Origin of the sequence: Nitratidesulfovibrio sp. (assembly GCF_040373385.1) — a bacterium.
Lineage (GTDB): Bacteria > Desulfobacterota > Desulfovibrionia > Desulfovibrionales > Desulfovibrionaceae > Cupidesulfovibrio.
Window position 1 is genome coordinate 179,686 of sequence record NZ_JBDXXH010000004.1, and the last position, 19,773, is coordinate 199,458.

Below are 19,773 nucleotides of genomic sequence, written 5' to 3' on the forward strand. Positions count from 1 at the left end.
TGCCGGTGGCATGGGAGTGGGCGCTCCGGTGTGCCGCCATGCGCGGGCGGCGCGCGGAAGACGCACGATCCGGCGGCATGGCCGGATTTCACGCGGTCTCCGTGGGCTGCATCGGAGGCTTTCGGGCAGCAAACGCTGGGTGGCGTCGTGCGGTACGGTGGCGGCGGTGCGTTTTTTCCCGTGCAGTCCCCACTGCACGGGCGCATGCGCCGCCGGGCCGTGACCGGGCGGACGCCGCGCTGGCGGCGCGGAAGGGCCGATGCGGCCCGTTCCCTCAGGCACGCATTTTACACAGTTTCGTGCAAGAGCACCAGTCGCAATGTTTGCCGTCGCGCGGCAGCAGCAACGGCGCTTCGGCCATGTGCCGCAACAGAAAGGCGAGCAGGGCGGGAATGCGGGTGGTGATGGCCGCATCGCGGGTTTCGTCGTCCACGCCGTCGCCGAACAGGGGCAGTTCCTGCCCGGCATCCCGCAGGATGACCCAGGCGGCGTCGTGCACGTCACGCCCGGACTGCTGGCCGTACATGTGGACATATGCCGGAAGCTGCACGCCGTGCAGGGCGGCGGCCACGTCGGCCAGCAGGTCGGGGTCGCGGTCGGGGGTCCATATCTCCATGCGTTCCCACAGCGCCTCGTCGGACCATGCGGAGGGCTTCCATTCCACCTTGCCGGTCTTGTAGTCCAGGATCACCGCGCCTTCACCGTCCTCGAATCCGCGCAGGTCCACCCGGTCCACCCGGCCATGCAGGCGGCGCACGCGACGCCCCGCGCTGCCCGGCACGTCGATGGTGGCCTCCACCGATTCCTCCAGTTCCAGCACGGTGAACCGTTCCGGCTGGCGGGACAGGTAGCGGCCAAGGCGTTCCGGCCCGGCCACTTCCAGCATCAGCAGGGCGTCGGGCGGCAACTGGGCGGAAAGGCCCGAGGCCCCCAGCCGTTGCAGGAACAGGCGGGTGAGGTGTTCGGCGGAAAGTTCGTTGCGGCGCACCTCGCGCCCCTTGTGGGACAGGTGGAAGTCCAGCAGCACCTTGTGCAGCAGGTCGCCCACGGCAATGGGGTCGTCGCCTTCGTTCACCTCGTCCGGCGGGGCCAGCCCGGCCAGCCGCTCGTGAAAGAAGCGCACCGGGCAGGTCAGCCAGGCGTCGAGGGTGGAAGGCGATACGGGCGCGTCCAGCAGCCGCTCCAGCGCATCGTTGATGGCGGGGGTGCGTTCCATGGGGCGCGGCGCGGAACGGAACGGGCGCACCGTGCACGCCACGGCATGCAGCGGGGGCTGGCCTGGTGAAAGCAGTCCGCCTCGCGCGCGTTCCTCGCGCCACAGCAGTTCTTCCACGAAGCGGCTGCGGATCTTCTTTTCGTCCAGCAGGCCGCTGCGGTCCACGCCGGTCTGGTAGCACAGCACTGCCTGTTCCGCCCCGGCCAGCAGGCGGTGGAAGTTGTGCGCGGCCACCCGCTCGCGGCGGCGCGAATCGGGCAGCCCGGCCATGGCGCGCAGGCTGTCGGGCAGCAGCGGGTCGTGCCCCGGCGCGCCGGGCAGGCGGTCTTCGGTGGCGTCCAGCACGATGACCCGGCGAAAGCGCAGCAGGCGGGTTTCCAGCATGCCCAGCACCTGCAACCCGGCCAGCGGCGTGGCCTCGAAGGGTACGCGCTCCTCGCGCAGGGTTTCGCGCAGGATGGTGTGCAGCACCTCGCGCGGGAAGGGCGTGTCCGCCAGTTCGCAGTCGCGCAGGGCGGGAATGACCCGCTGCATGAGCCGGAACAGGCATTCCGCGTCGATGGGAAAGCGCTCCCACAGGGTGCCGCCGTGGGCCAGCAGCAGGTCGCACAGCGCACCCACCACATCGGCCACGCGGGCCGGGGTGTCCGCCGTTTCCCAGCGGGTCAGGCACAGGTCCAGCACGCGGTGCAGCAGGTCGGCTGCCGGGCCGTGTTCGCCGCCGGGGGCCTTCTGGGCCACCTGGCGGGCCAGCGCGCGCGGGTCCACGAAGCTGGCCCCGCCGCGCACCACGTTTTCCATGAGGTGGAACAGGTCGCGCAGGGGGCGTTCGCCGTCCAGTTCCAGCATCTTCAGGTACGGGTGGCGGATGCACTCGATGACCGTGCGCCAGTGGTAGCACAGGACGGACGGCGCGGTGCCCGCACCGCCCAAGGTGGGGACGAACATTTCATCCGATCCTGCCTCCGGCCCTTCTTCCAGCCCTTCTTCCGGCAAGGACAGTGAGGTGGCGGGCCGGGCGGTCTCCTGCAGGCGCATCAGGGTTTCCACCAGCCGCACCAGCGTGGAGCGCACCAGCGGGTACCCCATGGAGATGTTCACGTCCTTGTCCGGCAGGTGGTGCAGCACGGGCATGAGCAGCCCGGTGTCGGGCAGCACCACCGCCGTGCCCGCCAGTTCGTCGGCGTCCGGCGCGGGAAGGGCAGAACCTTCGGTGCTTTCGATTGCTGGCGTTAGACTCGATTCCTTCAAATTGCCGGATCGGGCCGCGTTGTCGGAAGAAGTGCCCCCGCCATCGTTGCCGGGGCCGCGCGTCCCTTGCTTTTCGGCGCGCAGTTCCTTTTCCATGACCAGCAATTGCGAATGCAGGTCGTAACCTTCATGAAAGGTGATCGACGGGGTGTGCCCGGACGACGGGCAGGCCAGTGCGGCCCCGGCCCGCCACGCGGTCAGCCAGCGCACGTGATCCTCGCAGGTCCAGTGCACCGGGCGCGCGCCCAGTTCCGCAACGGCTGCGTCGGTGTGCAGGCACACCGTGGCCTCTTCGTGCCGCCACAGGTGCAGGAACAGCGCTTCTTCCGTGCCGGTGAGGGTGGAGAACCCGGCCACGAACAGCCGTTTGCCCGCCAGCAGCGGGGGCAGGGTGAAGCCGTCGGGGCGTTCGGCGGCGCGGCCCGTTTCGGCGGGGCCGGGCAGCAGGCGCACGGAGCGAAAGGCGTCGAAGCCCGGCGTGGTCCAGCCGCGCTCGGTCAGTGCCGTTGCGTATGCCTCGTGGATGCGGCCCAGCGCGCCCAGCAGGGCGGCGGCAAAGGGGGCCACCTGGCCTTCCATGTACTGGTAGTCTTCCGGCACGCGGTCCTGAACGAAGAATTCCTCCATCAGCGCGGCAAGGCGCACGCCCCACGGAAAGAACCGGCGCTGGTCCGTGGCGGCCAGGTGCTCGTACAGTTCATCGCCGGGGCGGGCCAGGCCGCGCACGCAGTCCATGAGCAGGCCCACCCGGTCCAGCAGGGGGATGGGCCGGGCCGGGCGCGCCGTGGGGTCTTCTGCGTGGGCGCGCAGCAGGGTGAACATCTGGCGCACCGTGAACACGCGGGGCAGCAGGCAGGGCCGGGCAATGCCGGGGGCGCGGCGGATGCGGTCCACAAGGTAGCGGCCCGGGCGACCATGCGGAAAGACGAACACGGCATCGCCGGGGCGACCGCCGGTGACCTCGATGAGCGTATCGGTAAGCCCGGCCAGGAAGTCCGTATCCCACGGAAAGATCAGGAACGGGCGCGGGCCCCTGCTAGCATGGGCAGCATGCGGAGCATGGGGTGCGCGCGGCGCGGTGCGCCGGGCGGTGGTGCGCTTGGGCCGGGAGGCGGACGGTACGCCGGGCATGAGGATATCGTCTGGACCGGTCACGGGCGGTGTCCTTCATTGGGATCGTTCCGGGTGGCGTCGTTCCGGGTGGCGTCGGTGGTGCGCAGTTCCACGGGCCGCACCGTGCGCCCGTCAAGGTACACCAGCACGCCGCGCACACCGCCGGGGCCGCGTCCGGTGCCCTCGGCCAGCAGGCCGAGGTAGCGGCGCACCTGGGCCACGTGGTCGTCGGAGGGGCGGCCCGTCTTCCATTCCACCACGGTGCAGGTTTCCCCGTCGTCCACCATGAGGTCGGTGCGGTGGATGCTGCCCTGCGCGTCCATGATGGACTGTTCCGGCACGCCATGGGTGAACCAGTGCCCGGCCTGCGGCAGCGCCGCCAGCCACGCCAGCATGGCGGTGAGTTCGCCCGCGGTGGCCTCCGGTTCCGGCACCGGCAGGGGGAAGGCGCGCATGCCGTGGGCCACGGCGCGGGCGGCGTCCTGGTCCGGGGCGCCGGTAAGGCGCAGCTGTTCCAGGCAGGCGTGTACCAGCATGCCGCGCCGTCGCTCGGTGAAGGTGAATTCCTCCAGCTGGTTGCGGAAAATCTTCAGGCGCGGCAGCCATTGCATGGGCCGCCACGGGGCGGCGTCCGGCAGAGGTGTCGGCGTTGCCTCGGACGATGCGGGCGGTACGTCCTGCCCATTTTCTTCCTGCTGCGCCACCGGCCGAGCCGTTTCCTCCTGCGATGCTTCCCGCGCCGGGGGCACCGCGCCTGCCACGTACGCCTGCTCCGTGTCGATGTCGCACCCGGTCAGCAGGGCGCGCACTCCGGCCAGCAGCGAAGAGTTCCGTTCCGCGAACGGGGTGGAGGTAACGTAGGCATGCAGTTCGTCCACGGGCCGCGTCCAGCCCACGTAGAGCAGGTGCAGCTTTTCGGCTGCTGCTGCCGCCTGCGCGTGGTGATAGCGGTCGCCCATTTCCGGGCACAGCGGGGCCAGCAGCGGCTGGCCGTCCAGTTCCGCCACCACCAGCGGCGGGTCGGTGCGGTCCGGCTGATGATGGAAGGGGATGACCACCACCGGAAATTCCAGCCCTTTGGACTTGTGCATGGTCATCACCCGCACGGCGTCCATGGCTTCCGGCATGGGCACCTTTTCCTCGCCGCCGCTTTCGACCCAGAACTCCAGAAAGGTGGCCAGCGAGGTGAGCCCGCGCGACTCCGCATTGTGCACCACCTCCAGAAAGCGGCGCACGTAGCCGATGTCCTCCGGGTGGCGTTGCGCCACGCGGAAGCGCTCGAAGATTTCGCGTACCGTGTCATAGGGGCCCATCAGTCCGGCACGGGCGTAGAACGGGGCCAGCCACGTTTCCCATGCCACGGGGAAGGTGGCGCGAAAATCGGCCAGCAGCCCCTTGCCGCCGCGCGGGTCGTCGGCGGGACGGGCGCAGCGGTCGGCCAGCCAGTCGCGCAGCGCACGGTCGGAAAGGCCGCTGATGCCGCCGAACAACTCGCAGCCGGTCAGCACTTCCCACAGGGCCAGCGCGTTGGGCGGGTAGTCCAGGAATGTCAGCAGGGCCACGGTCTGCGTCACCAGCGGATGGTCGGCCAGACGCAGGCTGTTTTCGGTCACCACCGGTACGCCCCAGTCCATGAGCCACGAGGCCACCAGCGCGGATTCGTCGTTCTTGCGCACCAGCACGGCCACGTCGCGCCACGGGCGGCGGGCGGCCAGATCGTCCATGAACAGCGCCCGCAGTTGCTGGCGCACCTTGTCGCGTAGGTCTCCGTTGTCCTCGCCGTGCACGGGGACGATGCGCACCAGCCCGCCCTGGGCCGATGCCCTGTCCGGAACCCCCTGCGCCGCCCCGGCAAAGGCCCGCGCCACCGACGCGGCGGCCTCGTCCAGCACGTGGGCTGGCGTCTTGTCGCCCAGCATGGCCGACAGCACCCCCCGTGCGCGCAGCGGGTCGTCCAGTTGCGCGAACACGGTGTTGTTGTGCTGCACGATGGCCACGCGGCTGCGCCAGTTGCGGGGCAGGGTTTCCTGCCGGGGATCGGGCACGATGGCGGTGAGCGCGGGCGATGCCAGAATGTCGTCGAACAGGTCGGAATCGCCGCCGCGCCAGCCGTAGATGGCCTGCTTCACGTCGCCCACCCAGGTCAGCCCGCCGCCGCGCGACAGGCATTCCACGGCCAGCGGCTCGATGGCGGCCCACTGGTCGCGGCTGGTGTCCTGAAATTCGTCGACAAGGATGTGCGCAAGGCGCGTGCCCATGCGGCAGAAGGCTTCCGACACGCCGAACTCGCCGTTCAGCACGTCGCGGGCGTGCAGGGGGATGAGCGGTTGGGGCAGCTTGCCCTCGCGCCGCTGGAAGTCGGGCAGGTGCGCGGCCATGGCCCGGGCCAGACCGGCCAGCGGGGCCACCTGCAAGGCGCGCTGGATGAGCCGCCCGCGCACGGCAAAGTCGTTGCAGGCGTCGCGCCAGGCGTCGAAGGCCGCGCGGGCCTCGTCGCTGCCCTTGCCTTTTGACGCCTTCAGCAGGCAGTCGTCCAGCCCGCCCTTGTCCAGATAGGCAGACTTGGACAGTGGGGAAAAGGCGCTGTTTTCCACGCACTTGTCCAGAAATTTGTGCAGGTTGGCGGCGGCGGAAAGTTGTTCATCGGCCAGGATGCGCGACAGGGTTGCGGTGGCGTCCTGCATGTCCGCGTGGATGGCAACCAGCTTGGCCGCCAGAGCCTCGGTGTCCACATCGGGTAGGCCGCCCCGGTGAGGGATGCCGGGGCTTTCATCGAAGGGGTCTGGGCCGGCAGTTAAGAGGGCTGGGCCAGACATGCCACCCTCCGCCAGATGCAACTGCAAGAGCTGCGAAAGGCGCACCCGCAGCCCCGCCCCAACGGTGAAGCCCTTGAGGTCGGTGTGGAACAGCAGCAGGCGGCAGGCGTCGCGCACGTCGTCGCGCAACTGCACATCGCCCCGGCGGGCGCGGTCCAGAATCAGGTCGTACAGCGGCTCGAAGTATTCGTCGGGCGAGAAGGCGGGCTCGAAGTCGGGCGGCAGGGACAGTTCCAGCGCAGCCAGACGCACCAGCATGGTCAGCAGGCTGTCGATGGTGCGGATGTTCAGCGCGCCGTAGCGCCGCAGGATGATGTCCACCCAGCGGGCCGCGCGGGCCGGGGGCCACGCCCCGTCGTTTCCGTCTTTCCGGGCCTGGGCCGGATCGGCCAGGGCATGTTCCTTGAGCAGGCGGATGACCCGCTCCTTCATCTCCGACGCGGCCTTGTTGGTGAAGGTCACTGCCAGGATGTCCGGCCAGCAGTGCCCGCCCTCCACGGCCAGCGCACAGGCCCGTCCGTCCTCGTCGCGGGCGTCCGCCAGCAACGACAGGAATCGCCGGGTCAGGGTGTAGGTTTTTCCCGATCCGGCGGAGGCCTTGATCTGCGTCAGCGTTGGCGTGGGCATGGGTGGGATTCTTGACTATTGGGAATTAGCGATTTGGAAAAGGCAGACAAGGTTATTGTGTATGAGCGCGCCACCGTTTCCGGGCGGGGATTTCGTCGTCTGGCAAGGAAGCCCCGTGTTCCGCGGCAATAGGTCACACCGCTGCCTTTCTGACCGTGCCCGGACGACAGGATTTCGGGCCTCCGGCAAGGAAGATGAGCCTTCCGCGACGGGAGCGTACTCTTCCCGTACGTGACCGGAGCGGAAGGCGAAATCTGACGCCGCCGGAGGTCCGAAGGACGGAGTACGGGCGCGGTCAAATGGGGCAGGCTCGGGTGGTATCCGGCACCATCCCCGCCAGATCCACCTGACCGGTGGACTCCAGCACCGCCCGCCAGTAGTCGGACGCCACGTTCAGCTTGCGCCGGGTGCGCGTCACCAGATCCAGCGGCAGGTGCACGTACCGGTCCATCAGCTTGGACACCACCATGCCGGTGCGCCCGGCCATGGCGGCATGCACGGCGTGCTGGCCCAGAAAGCCGCAGTATACGCGGTCGTTGGCATTGGCGGGCACGGAACGGATGATGTAGCTGGGGTCGATGTACTTCAGCGAGTAGGGCAGCGCCCGTTCATCGCAGTAGCGCTTGATTTCGGTGCGCAGCAGGGTGGCAATGTCCCCGAGGATGGGGTTGCCCGAGGCGTCGGTTTCTCCGGTGCCTTCCAGCAGGTGCTGGCCCGCGCCTTCGGCCACCACGATGACGGCATGGGCGCGCGAGCGCAGCCGCTTTTCCAGCGCGGGCAAAAGCCCCCCTTCGCCGTGCAGCGAAAAGCGCACCTCGGGAATGAGCACGAAGTTCACTTCCTTCAGCGAAAGGGTGGCGTGCGCGGCGATGAAGCCCGACTCGCGCCCCATCAGCTTGACCAGGCCCACGCCGTTCATGGCCCCCAGCGCCTCGACGTGGGCGCACTGGATGGCTTCCGTGGCCTTGTACACGGCGGTTTCGAAGCCGAACGACTGGCTGATGAAATTGATGTCGTTGTCGATGGTCTTGGGGATGCCGATGACCGAGATGCGCAGGTTGCGCCGCGCGATTTCGGCCACGATGCCCGATGCCGCGCGCATGGTGCCGTCGCCGCCGATCATGAACAGGGCGCTGACGTTCATGCGTTCCAGCGCGTCCACCACTTCTTCGGGCGACTGCGGCCCGCGCGACGAGGCCAGGATGGTGCCGCCGAACTGGTGGATGTCCGACACCTTGTCCGGGGTCAGTTCCATGAATTCGTGGCGGTACTTGGGGATGAACCCTTCAAGCCCGTAGCGGATGCCGATGACGGCGGGCACGTTGTAGGCGTGGTACGCCTCCATGACGATGGCCCGGATCACGTCGTTGATGCCGGGGCACAGGCCGCCGCAGGTGACGATGGCGCACTTGGTCTTGGAAGAGTCGAAATACAGGTGGCTGCGCGGCCCGGCGGATTCGAACAGCAGGGGCACCGATTCCGCGCCCAGTTCGGCGATGTGCTCGCGGTCGAGAAACAGGGGGATGCCCTGTTCGTCGGCGTAATTGCCGTAGCAGAGCGGCGTGGGAATCTTGGCCTGCCCCAGGACGGGGATGGAGGTATCCAGTTGCAGGGTGCCGTTGTCGTAAAGGGTCGAGGGCATGCGGTCTGTCCTCCAGTGAGGGCAATGAGGGCAATTGGGAAGATTGGCGCGTTTGGAACGATCGAGGCGGATGGGAGCGGCCTGGGCGGTTTGGCGGGTGTGGCCGAAACCGCGCGATGTGACGGCGTGGGCCGCGTGGGGGCGCGTTTTCGTGCGCCATGCACCGGGTATACCCCTACAAGGTAGCACGGCGGGGAACATAAGGCCAGTCCGCGCGATCGGCGCATCCGACCGTCACGGGCGCGCAACGGGGACGCGACAGGGCGTGGCCGTCCCCGCTCCGGCGGACGGAGCAAACGGGGAGGGCCAGACAGGCAGGGACAGGCAGGCAGGGCCAGACAGGCAGGGGCGGCCAGCCAGTGCCGTCCGCCCCGTTGCATGCTTCGGTCAGCCAGCCCTTCCGTGCGGGAAAGGCCGCGTTTGCCGAACTGTCGCCGTGATTACCAGGGGGTCGTGGGGTACTGCATGCCAAGCTGGGTATCCAGCATGGCCCGCGATGTTTCGCGCAGCACGACCGCGTTGTGCCGGGCGCACTTGTCGCAGCCGATGCCGGGCAGCGCGGACACCGCGTAGCGCACGCAGCTTCCGGCCAGTTCCAGCAGGCTGTTGCCCAGAGAGGTGAGCACGCAGTAGTTCTTCCACACGTACAGCATTTCGTCGCGCACGCGGGTGCGCACCACGCCGTCGCCGTTCAGGTCGAAGTCCTCGATTTCGGGCCGCAGGACAAAGGCGTCCTGCGCGCAGGCGCGGGCCTGCGGCACCACGGCTACGTTCCAGTCGAACATCACCGCGCGGCGGATGCGGCGGCACAGGTCGTGCCCGGTGAAGGCGTCGCCGTGAAAGCGTTCATCCAGCGGACCCAGCTTGCGCAGGGCAGCGGTCTTCACGGCGGCGAAGGCCAGCGAGACGGCCTGCACGCGGGTGGGCTGCTGGAAGTGCTTTTCGCCGTAGGCGGGCCAGTTGAACCAGGTGCGCGGCAGGCGGCCCGGCAGCCCGCTGAGGCGGGCCAGCTTCACGATCAGGCCGGGCAGGCGGGCGGCGCCGCGCAACACGGCGTCCTTGGGGCCGGTGACCATGCCGCCCGCCACCATGCAGGCGGGGGTGGTATCCATATGCTCCGCCAGGCGGCGGGCCGCGCCGGGGCACAGGGTGACGGCGGGGTCCACGAAAATGATCACGTCGCCGCTGGCGCGGGCCACGCCCAGGTTGGCGGCGGCGGCGAAACCGGTGCCCGCCGGGGCTTCGACGATGACGGCTTCGGGCGCGATGTCGCGCGCGTTGCGAATGGTGGCGTCGGTGGAGGCGCGGTCCACCACGATGATGTCGGCGGATTCGGCAAGGCCCGTCATTTCGGCCGCAGCGGCGCGGACCGAGGCAAGACAGTCGCCGATGTACTTCGCCGCGTTGGCGGCGACGATGACGAACGAGAGCTTCATGCGGGGTTCCTTCGGGGCTGTTGTGCGTTGGAGCGGTGTCGTCGTTGCCGCAAGGGCGCGCGTCGGGCGTGGCCCGACTGGCCGGTCTGGCCGATCTGGCCGGTCGGGCTGGTCGGCTTGGCCCGTGCGGGCGGAGGCTGGCCGACTAGCGGGCCAGGCCCAACTCGGCTGCGCGCTGCGTCATGGCCTCGATGGCGATGGTCAGGAACTCGCCAAGCTCAAGGCCGATGGCCTCGCACTCGCGGATCCTTTCGCGGCTGACGCTGGCGGCGAACGCCTTGTCCTTCATCTTCTTCTTCAGGCTGGAGGCCTGCATGCCGTCCATGCCGGTGGGGCGCACCAGCGCGGCGGCGCTGACCAGGCCGGTCACGCTTTCGCCGCAGCGCAGGGCACGGTCAAACAGGCTGGCCGGTTCGCGCCCGGTGCATTCGCTGTTGTGGGCCACGATGGCCTGCACGGCCTCTGGCGGCAGTCCGTCGCCAATGAGGTCCACGGCCACAAGGCCGTGTCGTTCGGGGGTATCCTTGGTGAGCGGGTAGTCGATGTCGTGCAGCAGCCCGGCCAGGCCCCACAGGTCGGCGTCCTGCCCGAAACGGGCGGCCAGGCCGCGCATGACGGCTTCGGTGGCCAGGGCATGCTGGACAAGGTGGGGTTCCGGGTTGTGCGAACGCAGCAGGTCGATGGCTTCGGCGCGAGGGAGCATGGCGGCCTCCGGAAAACAGGCTTCGTGAAACGGGTCACATGGTCTGTGGACCTTGTACGGTACGAGCACGGGCGTTGCAACAGCCGGGAACTCGCACAGGCCGAAGGGGGGCGCCGCCGCCGGGGCCGCGCGGGGCGCGGCTTTGTTGACACGTGCCCCATAAAAGCGGAAAAGAGGAGGTTATTTCGCCAAGGAAGGCGGAGATGGCCGCCACGCGGCCATGCGGCGTAATCCGTTCGCACCCCCTTCCGCCGGAATGTTTCCGGACGGGCGTCAACCGGCTGAAACCGGCGAGCACGATGGAACGAATACTCGGCATCAAGTTCCGTGAATACGGACAGATATACTATTTTCTTTGTGGTGGTCAGCCCGTTGCCGTGAGCGACAGGGTGATCGTGGAAACCGACCAGGGCCAGGGCATCGGCGAGGTTGTTGCCCTGCGCGACGACCTGCCCGAAGACGCGGGCGAGACCGAGGGCGACCTTCGCCCCATCATGCGCGTGGCGAGCGGCGAGGACCTGGAGCAGGCGGCGGAGAACGAGAAGCTGGGCGACGAGGCCCGCGCCTTCTGCAACGAATGCATCCGGGGCCGCGACCTGGAGATGAAGCTGGTGGACGTGGAGGTGTTCTTCGACCGCAGCAAGATCATCTTCTATTTCACCGCGCCGACCCGCATCGACTTCCGCGAACTGGTCAAGGACCTGGTCAAGAACTACCGCACCCGCATAGAGCTGCGCCAGATCGGCGTGCGCCACGAAACGCAGATGATCGGCGCGGTGGGCAACTGCGGCATGGTCTGCTGCTGCCGCCGGTTCTTGCGCAAGTTTGCCCCGGTAACCATCAAGATGGCCAAGGAGCAGAACCTGTTCCTGAACCCGGCCAAGATTTCGGGCATTTGCGGGCGCCTGCTGTGCTGCCTGAGCTACGAGCAGGAAAACTACGAGGAATTCCACCGGCGTTGCCCGCGCCTTGGCAAGAAGTACCTGACCTCGCGCGGCGCGGTGAAGGTGCTGCGGGCCAACATGTTCCGGAGCAGCCTGGCCCTGCTGACCGAGTCCAACGAAGAGGTCGAGGTCACGCTGGAAGAATGGCAGCAGATGGAGCCGCGTCGGCCCGATCAGGGGGGCGGCGGCCCCGGTGGCAACATGACGCGCCCCGAGGGACACCCCGAGCGCCGCGTGGACGGGCCGGAAGGCCAGCCGCGTGAAGGTCGTGATGGGCGCAGGCCCGAGCGTGGGGACCGCCCCGAGCGCTCTGATCGTCCTGACCGTCCTGACCGGGGTGACCGTCAGGAGCGAGCGGATCGCCCAGATCGCCCAGATCGCCCAGACCGGCCAGACCGGCCCGACCGGCGCGATGGCCGTGCCCCGCAGGCTCCATCCGACCTGCCTGTTGCCCATGGCGCCCTGCGCCCCATGGGCGAGGCCGCCCCGGCGGGCAGCATCGCCCAGGCCGAGTTTTCCGCAACCTTCGATACATTCATGAGCGGCGGCCCCGCCCCACAGGCTCAAGGGGCGGATGCCCCGCAGACCGTCGCGGAGCCCCCCGTGCCCCTTGCGGGTGACGGCGTGGCGCCTGTTCCGGCGGACGCGGCTGGCCCGGTGGCTTCGGCCTCGGGTGGCGAAGAGGTTGCCCCTGCGGCAGCGATGCCAGATGCCTCAGCCGGTACCGTCAGCGGCGTTGCGCCGCAGGCCCCCGGCGTGGGGGCGGCGGCGTCCGACGCGGTTGAGCCCGCGCCTCCTGCCGCGTCGGCGCCTTCCGCACCGGCTGCGGAAGTGGCCCCCCCCGTGGCGGGAGCACCGGCGGCCATCGCGATGCCGCGCGCGCGCGGCCCGCTGAAAAACACCGATCCGGCCACCTTGCGTTCCAGCCGGGGGCGGCGCAAGCGCAAGCGGCGTCCTTCCGGACCTCGCAATGAGGGTGACGGGGGCGGCGGGGGCGGCTCCGGGGGCGGTCCTGTCGGCGGCTCCGGCAGCGAATAACTGACGGCACCCGCAGATTCCGGCCTCCACCCGTCAGGGGCAGGGGCCGACGACCTTACAGGCAACAGTTTCCGCCCCCGGCGCGTGCCGGGGGCGGCCATCATATCGGAACAGCGGCGCGGCAGGCCCGCGCCGCCCGCAGCGCCCGAATCGGGAGACTCACGTGGACCGTTTCTACATCACCACACCCATCTACTACGTCAACGCCAAGCCGCATCTCGGCCATGCCTACACCACCATCGTGGCCGATTCGCTGCGCCGCTTCCACCGCCTGCTGGGCAAGGACACCTATTTTCTTACCGGCACCGACGAGCACGGCGACAAGATCGTGCAGGCCGCCGAAAAGGCCGGGTGTTCGCCGCAGGAATTCGTGGACGGCGTGAGCACGCAGTTTCGCGACCTGTGGCCGCATCTTGGCGTGGAGTACGACCAGTTCATCCGCACCACCGACGCGGAGCACAAGAAGTGCGTGCAGGACGTGCTGCAGAAGGTCTACGACAGCGGCGACATCTACTTCGGCGAATACGGCGGGCACTACTGTTACGGGTGCGAGCGGTTCTACACCGAGAAGGAACTGGAAAACGGCCTGTGCCCCCAGCATCAGGTGAAGCCGGAATACATCAGCGAAAAGAACTACTTCTTCCGCATGTCCAAGTACCAGGGCTGGCTGCGCCAGTACATCCTGGACAACCCCGACTTCATCCGGCCCGAACGCTACCGCAGCGAAGTGCTGGGCATTCTGGACAGCGGCGCGCTGGAAGACCTGTGCATCTCGCGGCCCAAGTCCCGCCTGACCTGGGGCATCGAACTGCCGTTCGACAAGGACTACGTGTGCTACGTGTGGTTCGACGCGCTGATCAACTACATTTCCGCGCTGGGTTGGCCCGAAGGCGAGAAGTTCGGCCGCTTCTGGCCCGGCGTGCAGCACCTGGTGGCCAAGGACATCCTGAAGCCCCACGCGGTGTTCTGGCCCACCATGCTGAAGGCGGCAGGGCTTGAGCCCTACAACAACCTGAACGTGCACGGCTACTGGCTGGTGCGCGACACCAAGATGTCCAAATCGCTGGGCAACGTGGTGGACCCGCTGTCCATGATCGACAAGTACGGCCTGAGCGCCTTCCGCTACTTCCTGCTGCGCGAAATGCACTTCGGCAGCGATGCCAGCTTCTCGGAAGACGCGCTGGTGGCCCGCCTGAACGCGGACCTGGCCAACGACCTCGGCAACCTGTTCAGCCGCGTGCTGTCCATGACCGCCAAGTACTTCGGCGGCGTGGTGCCCGCGCAGGGGGCGCTGACCGAGGAAGACGAGGCCATCCGCACCCTGGCGGAAGAGGCCCAGCGCAACTACGTGCGGCTGTTCGAGCGGGTGCGTTTTTCCAATGCCCTTGAATCGTTGTGGGAACTGGTGCGTGCCCTGAACCGCTACGTGGACCATGCCGCGCCGTGGGCCCTGTTCAAGCAGGGCGACACGGAGCGCCTTGGCACCGTCATGTACGTGATGCTGGAATGCATGCGCAAGGTTGCCGTGCACCTGTGGCCGGTGATGCCCGAGGCGTCCGCCGTGCTGCTGGGGCAGCTGGGCCAGACGCTGGACCCGGCCACCGTGCAGTTGGCTGAAGAGGCCGACCGCTGGGGCGGGCTGGCCGCCGGTACCACGGTGGCGGCATCGTCCAACCTGTTCCCCCGCGTGGAACTGGAAAAGACGGAAGAGGCCAGGCCTGCCAAGGCGGAAGGCAAGAAGAAGGACAAGGCGGCCGCGCCCGCGCAGGCTGCGGCCCAATCCGCCACGCCTGCCGCCGCTCCTGCAACTGGCGACGTGCCCGCCACCATAGATTTCGCCGATTTCCAGAAACTGGACATCCGCTTCGGCACGGTGGTTGTGGTGGAACGCCATCCCAACGCCGACAAGCTGCTGCGTGTGGAGGTGGACCTTGGTGAAGCGGCCCCGCGCCAGATCGTGGCCGGGCTTGCCGAATACTTCGAGCCGGATTTTCTGCTGGGGCGCCAGGTGGCCGTGGTGGCCAACCTTGCCCCGCGCAAGTTGCGCGGGCTGGAATCGCAGGGGATGATCCTTGCGGTGCGTACCGAAAGCGGCATGCAACTGGTGGCTGCCTCCGGCCCGGTGGCCAACGGGGCCAAGGTGTCGTAGCCGTGATCGGGTAACCGCTCTGGGTTTTTGAAACGCAAACCGCCCGCCGATGCATGTCGGCGGGCGGTTTTTTTCGGGCGGGAAACAGGGTGGGCAGGGCCGAGCGAAGGTGCGCGAGGCGTGGTCGCCGGGCAGCGTGGAAAAGGGGGGGGATGCCCCGCACACGCCACCAGCCGGGGGGGGGCGGGGGGGCCGGGGCCTTGCGGCTATGCGTCGTTGCGATCAGCGGGGATGCTGCCGCCGTCGGTGTTGGCCTTGCCGTCCTCCGGTTCGTCCTCCGGTGCCTCCAGGGTGTCGTCCACCCGGTAGCGGCGGTACAGCAGGTAGCCAAGCAGGCTGGATACCACGAACAGCACGGCGCTGGCGGTGGTGCGCAACTCTGGCGAAACGCGCACGCCGCTGCCCAGCAGGGCAAAGATGAAGGTTTGCGGCACGTATCCGGCGGAGGACCCGGCAAAGAAGGGCAGCGCGGGAATGGCGCTGACTCCGGCCAGCAGGTTGGTCAGCATGTTGTTGCCCACGGGCAGGCAGCGGATGATGAACGACATGGCGAACGGGTCGCGCCCGAGAAAGGCGTTGATCTTGGCCACCCTGCGGCTGAAGCGGCGCGCCACGAACGATTGTCCGCCGAGGCGCGCGTAGTAGAAGGTGACCACGCAACCCAGAACCGTGGCCAGCGTGCCCCACACCGTGCCCAGCACCGCGCCGAAGGCGTAGCCGCCCAGAAAGCTGACAACTTGCCGAGGCATGCCTACGGCGGTGAGCAGGCAGCTCACGCCAAGGTACAGGGCCAGCCCGGACACGCCGTGGTCGCGGATGTTGGCGTCTACCCAGGCAGTGTCGAGGGCGTCGTGCAGGCCGGAAAGGCGCAGCAGCGCGATGGCGGCGGCAAGGCCGAGAAAGACGAACGCACCCTTGAGCACGCGTTTGAGCAGTCGGGCGGGGCTGTGGGTCATGCGGGGCGGTGGCAGGGGCCGGGTGAGGGTGGATGGATGGGGCGGCGCGGCATGCCTGCGGCCACAGCCGTCGTGCGGGGCGGCGGCATGCGCCGCATGTGGGCAGTAGCGGCAACGGGCCGCAACGTCAAGGTGTCGCGACGTCAAGGTGTCGCGACGTCAAGGCGCCGGGGCGTCAGCGCAGGCGCGGCCAGAGCAAAGGCAAGGCCAGCAGTTGCCCGGTCAGCAGCAGCATGTCGCGTTCCAGCAGGGCAAAAAGGGTGACAAGGCAGCTCCCGGCCAGCAACAGCCCGCGAGCGATGCGGAAAACGCTGACGCTGGGGGCCGGAGTTTCACCGGGATATGCGTCGGGCTTTGCCCTATGCGGACTTGCCGATGGACCGGTGGCTGTGGTCGCAACGGGTGCGGAAGCATGGGCAGGTCCGGGGTCGGGCGGGGGAGCGCTTTCGGGCTGGCGAGCGGGCCGGGATGCCGGTGCGGGGCAGGCCCGCGCGGCCTCCCGGCGCACGGCCAGCGCCAGCGCGGCGACCTGCACCAGCAGGCCCGCCGCAAGGATGGCCCAGCGGGCGGGCCAGAGCATCCATTCCAGCGTGTCCATTCCCGCAAGCCCTTGGAAAGATGAGGCCAGTCCGGCCAAGAACATGGCGGCGGTGTGCCCCGCCCTGAAATCAGTTGCGCTCGGCGATGTCGTAATTGATGTAGCGGCGCTTCATCCACGCCACGGCCAGCAGGTCGAAGGCGGCGGTCTTGGCGCGGCTGAAGGCCCCGTACTTGGAAACGCCGTGCAGGCGCGGGCGGTGGTTCACCTTCAGTTCGGCCACGGTGGCGCCCTGCATCTTCATCAGGGTGGGCAGAAAGCGGTGCATGCCGGTGAACATGGGGATGCGCCGGGCCATGGTGGTGCGCAGCACCTTCAGCGAGCAGCCGGTGTCCTTCACCGTCTCGCCGGTCAGGCGGTTGCGGATGGCGTTGGCCCACCTGGAGGCGATGCGCTTGGCAAAGGTGTCCTTGCGCTTGGCGCGCCAGCCGATGACCATGTCGTACCCGCGTTCGAATTCGATGAGCATGGCGGGGATGTCGGCGGGGTCGTTCTGCAGGTCGGCGTCCATGGTCACGATGACCTCGTGGCGCGCGGCCTGGAACCCGGCGGCAAAGGCGGCGGACTGCCCGCAGTTCTTGCGGAACGACAGGTAGCGAATCTGGGGATGTTCCGCCGCAAGGGCCTTGATGACCTCGAGGCTGCGGTCCTTGCTGCCGTCGTCCACGAACAGCACTTCCCACTCCTTGCCAAGGTTGGCGATGGAGCGGCGGATTTCCTCGAACAGGGCGGGCAGGTTGTCCTGTTCGTTGTACACGGGCAGCACGACGGAAAGAGAGGTAATGTTCTGCATGGCCCGCACTACATAAGGAATTTGCCCGGCGATGTAAATGCGCTGTTGACAGCCCGACCACCCCCGCGTATACACACCTTCTTCGCTGGGGAGGCAGTCCCCACATCGTGTCGCGGGGTGGAGCAGCTCGGTAGCTCGTCGGGCTCATAACCCGAAGGTCGTCGGTTCAAATCCGGCCCCCGCAACCAGAAAGACAAGCCCTTATGGAAATCTTCCATAAGGGCTTTTTCTTTTTCCTACCCTATTCCTATCCCAGGTTTGTTAGACGGTGGCATTTGACTTGTGCTTTTCGTGTGAGTTGTCGCCATAGTCGAGAAATTTCGCCACCTGAGTTGAGAACGGCGATTTCTCAGGTTGGTGGGCTGGCCTCGTGGCTGCCACGAGCAGGCGCGCTGTGTGAGCCTTCGGGACTGGCCGCGATATCAAGATCATATGCCGTGAGCGACACTTGAAATCGCGGGGCTGGTTGTGATGCTGGCCCCGTTTTCGCCATGCATTCACTGGCAGTTGCCAGCTTTCGGGCCAAGTCAGGAAGGTTTTCTTTTGTCTGGTCACCTTCGCTTTTGCTTCACCATGCTCCCCCATGGAAATTGCGTGTCCTTCCCGGCATGACACGTCGCATGCGCACGGCGTGCACGCGACAGGATGGCTTCGGGGGGTTCCGGGCATGGGGCCCTGTGCCCCGGCGGCAGGGCAGCGTCGTGACGTCCCCGTTTCCGTCGCGAGAGCATCAGACTGTGACCCCACGAAACGGAGTCCATCATGACACCTTTTCGTGGGGCGATCCGGGGGGGCCGCAAGAGGGCTGGCCTCGTGCACCAGGTCGTGTCAGGCCTTGAGGAAGGTCAGCAGGTCGGTGTTGAGTTGAACCTTGTGCGTATCGGCAAGGCCATGGGATCCGCCCGGATAGATTTTCAACGTAGCGTTTCTGATGAGTTTCGACGAAAGCATGGCCGAGGTGGCAAGGGGAACTATCTGGTCGTCATCGCCATGGATGACAAGCGTCGGAACGTCGAACTTTGCCAGATCTTCGGTAAAATCCGTCTCGGAGAAGGCCTTGATGCATTCGAGTTCATTTTTGAGGCCGCCCTGCATTCCCCGCCACCGAAAGGTGTCCAACATGCCCTGCGTAACCCTGTGCCCCATGCGCGTCGCGCTGTAGAACGCACTGGCCAGATCCATGAAGAATTGCGCCCTGTCTTCGGTGACACCGGCGCGGATCTTGTCGAAGGCCTCCATCGGCAGGCCGTCGGGGTTGGCTTTGGTCTTTAGCATCAGTGGCGGTACCGCGCTCAGCAGGACGGTTTTGGCGATACGTGATGTTCCGTGGCGACCGACGTAACGGGCGATTTCGCCGCCGCCAGCGGAGTGACCGATCAGGGTAACGTCGTCAAGCGACAGAGTGTCGAGCAGTTCTGCCAGGTCGTCTGCGTAGGTATCCATGGTGTTGCCTTGATCCGGCTGACTGGAGCGCCCGTGACCGCGACGGTCGTGGGCGATGCAGCGATAGCCGTGAGCGGCCAGGAAGACCATCTGGGATTCCCAGGCATCCCCATTGAGCGGCCACCCGTGGCTGAAGACCACGGGTGGTCCCGATCCCCAATCCTTGAAGTAGATTTGCGTGCCGTCCTTGGTGGTGAACGTACTCATGGTCGTCCCCTTTGCCGGTGCTTTGCCGGCGTGGTGTTACTGTGGAAAGTCGGTTGGCCTGGGCAGGGAAGGGGAGCGCTTGCAACAGCCAGAACCTGAAAATGATGCCTGCCGTGGCAACCCTGTCTGCGGCGAGCGTGCAGTTTCGATGGCGGAATCCGGCTGTGGCGTTCAGCCCTTGTGGTCGGTTGCCATCCTTTCGGGTTGACCACAGGCGCCATGGTCAGGGATGGCTGCCAATTTCTCGTGCGGCAGCCTTGCGAGATGCGGAGAGGCATTGGCGGCAATTGTGTCGAGTGAGATTTTTCACGCAGATAACGCGAAAGAGATGGGCCTGTTGTCTGCAAGCATGTGGAGCATGCGCACAAATGCATGGTGCCTCCGTGCGGTTGCTATGCGTTCCAGTATGACATTGGCAGTGTCGTTTCGGGGTGTCGGTGCGCTCTCACACATATTGCATCCAAGGATGCGCCATGCTGTCCTGGTGGCGTGATGACGCATCAGAATGCGCCGGGAGAGGGGCGATGAATCACGAGCGCGATCGGCAGAACCCTGGCGTCGGGTTTTTGTCTGGTTTTTTTGCCAGGTGGCGCGCAAAAAAAGAGTCGAAGCTTCGGATAGCGCGCAGTGGCCGCCCGCAGGGCGGACTTGGCTGGGGGTCCGGGAGCAGGGGGGGCATCAGGCTTGGCCGAAGGGGCGACTACTGCTTGCCGAGATCAGCTGAGATTCTGGCGGCGGTGAAGAGCGCCGAGCGGCAAGCCTGGGGGTATGTGGGATGGCGAACAGACAATCGGACAGTGGTCAATCAATCTGCGAGAAAGGGAATCCCCTTTGCTCTCGT

Annotated in this window: 11 protein-coding genes and 1 tRNA gene; 3 read left to right on the plus strand and 9 right to left on the minus strand. The window is 67.3% G+C overall.

Annotated elements, in window-relative coordinates:
* Nucleotides 1–274 precede the first annotated feature (274 nt).
* The 5 genes from ABWO17_RS09125 to ABWO17_RS09145 all read right to left on the minus strand — a co-directional run bounded on the left by ABWO17_RS09125 (nt 275) and on the right by ABWO17_RS09145 (nt 10,804).
* Nucleotides 275–3,622, minus strand: a complete 3,348-nt coding sequence (locus tag ABWO17_RS09125) for a PD-(D/E)XK nuclease family protein (protein ID WP_353117775.1) — start codon at nt 3,620–3,622, stop codon at nt 275–277.
* Nucleotides 3,619–7,023 carry a UvrD-helicase domain-containing protein gene (locus ABWO17_RS09130; RefSeq protein ID WP_353117777.1) on the minus strand — a complete coding sequence of 1,135 codons (3,405 nt, stop codon included), beginning with the start codon at nt 7,021–7,023 and terminating at the stop codon, nt 3,619–3,621. Before ABWO17_RS09130 ends, ABWO17_RS09125 begins: the two co-directional genes overlap by 4 nt.
* A gap of 295 nt (nt 7,024–7,318) precedes the next feature.
* Nucleotides 7,319–8,665, minus strand: coding sequence for an ATP-dependent 6-phosphofructokinase (locus ABWO17_RS09135; RefSeq protein WP_353117779.1), 1,347 nt, complete (start codon nt 8,663–8,665; stop codon nt 7,319–7,321).
* Nucleotides 8,666–9,105: 440 nt separating this feature from the next.
* Complete coding sequence (locus ABWO17_RS09140; RefSeq protein WP_353117781.1) at nt 9,106–10,101, minus strand: glycosyltransferase family 2 protein; 996 nt, start codon at nt 10,099–10,101, stop codon at nt 9,106–9,108.
* Between the two features lie 145 nt (nt 10,102–10,246).
* A complete protein-coding gene (locus ABWO17_RS09145; protein ID WP_353117783.1) occupies nt 10,247–10,804 on the minus strand; it encodes an HDIG domain-containing metalloprotein in 558 nt (185 codons plus the stop codon).
* Nucleotides 10,805–11,103: 299 nt separating this feature from the next.
* Here ABWO17_RS09145 and ABWO17_RS09150 point away from each other — a divergent pair, with 299 nt between their 5' ends.
* Nucleotides 11,104–12,786: a regulatory iron-sulfur-containing complex subunit RicT gene (locus ABWO17_RS09150; protein ID WP_353117785.1), complete on the plus strand. Its 1,683-nt coding sequence runs from the start codon at nt 11,104–11,106 to the stop codon at nt 12,784–12,786.
* Between the two features lie 163 nt (nt 12,787–12,949).
* On the plus strand, nt 12,950–14,935 hold the full coding sequence (gene metG / locus ABWO17_RS09155; protein ID WP_353117787.1) for a methionine--tRNA ligase: 1,986 nt from the start codon (nt 12,950–12,952) through the stop codon (nt 14,933–14,935).
* 206 nt (nt 14,936–15,141) lie between these two features.
* Here the strand turns inward: metG and ABWO17_RS09160 are convergent, their stop codons facing one another.
* The 3 genes from ABWO17_RS09160 to ABWO17_RS09170 form a co-directional block, all read right to left on the minus strand.
* Entirely contained in the window at nt 15,142–15,891 is a 750-nt protein-coding gene (locus tag ABWO17_RS09160) for a TVP38/TMEM64 family protein (protein ID WP_353117789.1), read from the minus strand.
* A 175-nt stretch (nt 15,892–16,066) separates the two neighbouring features.
* Complete coding sequence (locus tag ABWO17_RS09165) at nt 16,067–16,489, minus strand: hypothetical protein (RefSeq protein ID WP_353117791.1); 423 nt, start codon at nt 16,487–16,489, stop codon at nt 16,067–16,069.
* A 70-nt stretch (nt 16,490–16,559) separates the two neighbouring features.
* Nucleotides 16,560–17,282 (minus strand): glycosyltransferase family 2 protein, encoded by a 723-nt coding sequence (locus ABWO17_RS09170; RefSeq protein ID WP_353117793.1) that lies wholly within the window; start codon nt 17,280–17,282, stop codon nt 16,560–16,562.
* A 111-nt stretch (nt 17,283–17,393) separates the two neighbouring features.
* On the opposite strand from ABWO17_RS09170, the gene ABWO17_RS09175 reads away from it, so the two are divergent.
* Nucleotides 17,394–17,470: transfer RNA gene (locus ABWO17_RS09175), tRNA-Met, on the plus strand.
* 640 nt (nt 17,471–18,110) lie between these two features.
* On the opposite strand, the gene ABWO17_RS09180 is transcribed toward ABWO17_RS09175, so the two are convergent.
* Nucleotides 18,111–18,932, minus strand: a complete 822-nt coding sequence (locus tag ABWO17_RS09180) for an alpha/beta fold hydrolase (protein ID WP_353117795.1) — start codon at nt 18,930–18,932, stop codon at nt 18,111–18,113.
* Nucleotides 18,933–19,773 lie beyond the last annotated feature (841 nt).

Excerpts from the sequence above, each read along its gene's own strand:
- ABWO17_RS09130 (WP_353117777.1), bottom strand. The coding sequence starts at position 7,023 with ATGCCCACGCCAACGCTGACGCAGATCAAGGCCTCCGCCGGATCGGGA.
- ABWO17_RS09165 (WP_353117791.1), bottom strand. The coding sequence starts at position 16,489 with ATGGACACGCTGGAATGGATGCTCTGGCCCGCCCGCTGGGCCATCCTT.
- ABWO17_RS09150 (WP_353117785.1), top strand. The coding sequence starts at position 11,104 with ATGGAACGAATACTCGGCATCAAGTTCCGTGAATACGGACAGATATAC.
- ABWO17_RS09145 (WP_353117783.1), bottom strand. The coding sequence starts at position 10,804 with ATGCTCCCTCGCGCCGAAGCCATCGACCTGCTGCGTTCGCACAACCCG.
- ABWO17_RS09160 (WP_353117789.1), bottom strand. The coding sequence starts at position 15,891 with ATGACCCACAGCCCCGCCCGACTGCTCAAACGCGTGCTCAAGGGTGCG.
- ABWO17_RS09140 (WP_353117781.1), bottom strand. The coding sequence starts at position 10,101 with ATGAAGCTCTCGTTCGTCATCGTCGCCGCCAACGCGGCGAAGTACATC.
- ABWO17_RS09135 (WP_353117779.1), bottom strand. The coding sequence starts at position 8,665 with ATGCCCTCGACCCTTTACGACAACGGCACCCTGCAACTGGATACCTCC.
- ABWO17_RS09170 (WP_353117793.1), bottom strand. The coding sequence starts at position 17,282 with ATGCAGAACATTACCTCTCTTTCCGTCGTGCTGCCCGTGTACAACGAA.
- ABWO17_RS09180 (WP_353117795.1), bottom strand. The coding sequence starts at position 18,932 with ATGAGTACGTTCACCACCAAGGACGGCACGCAAATCTACTTCAAGGAT.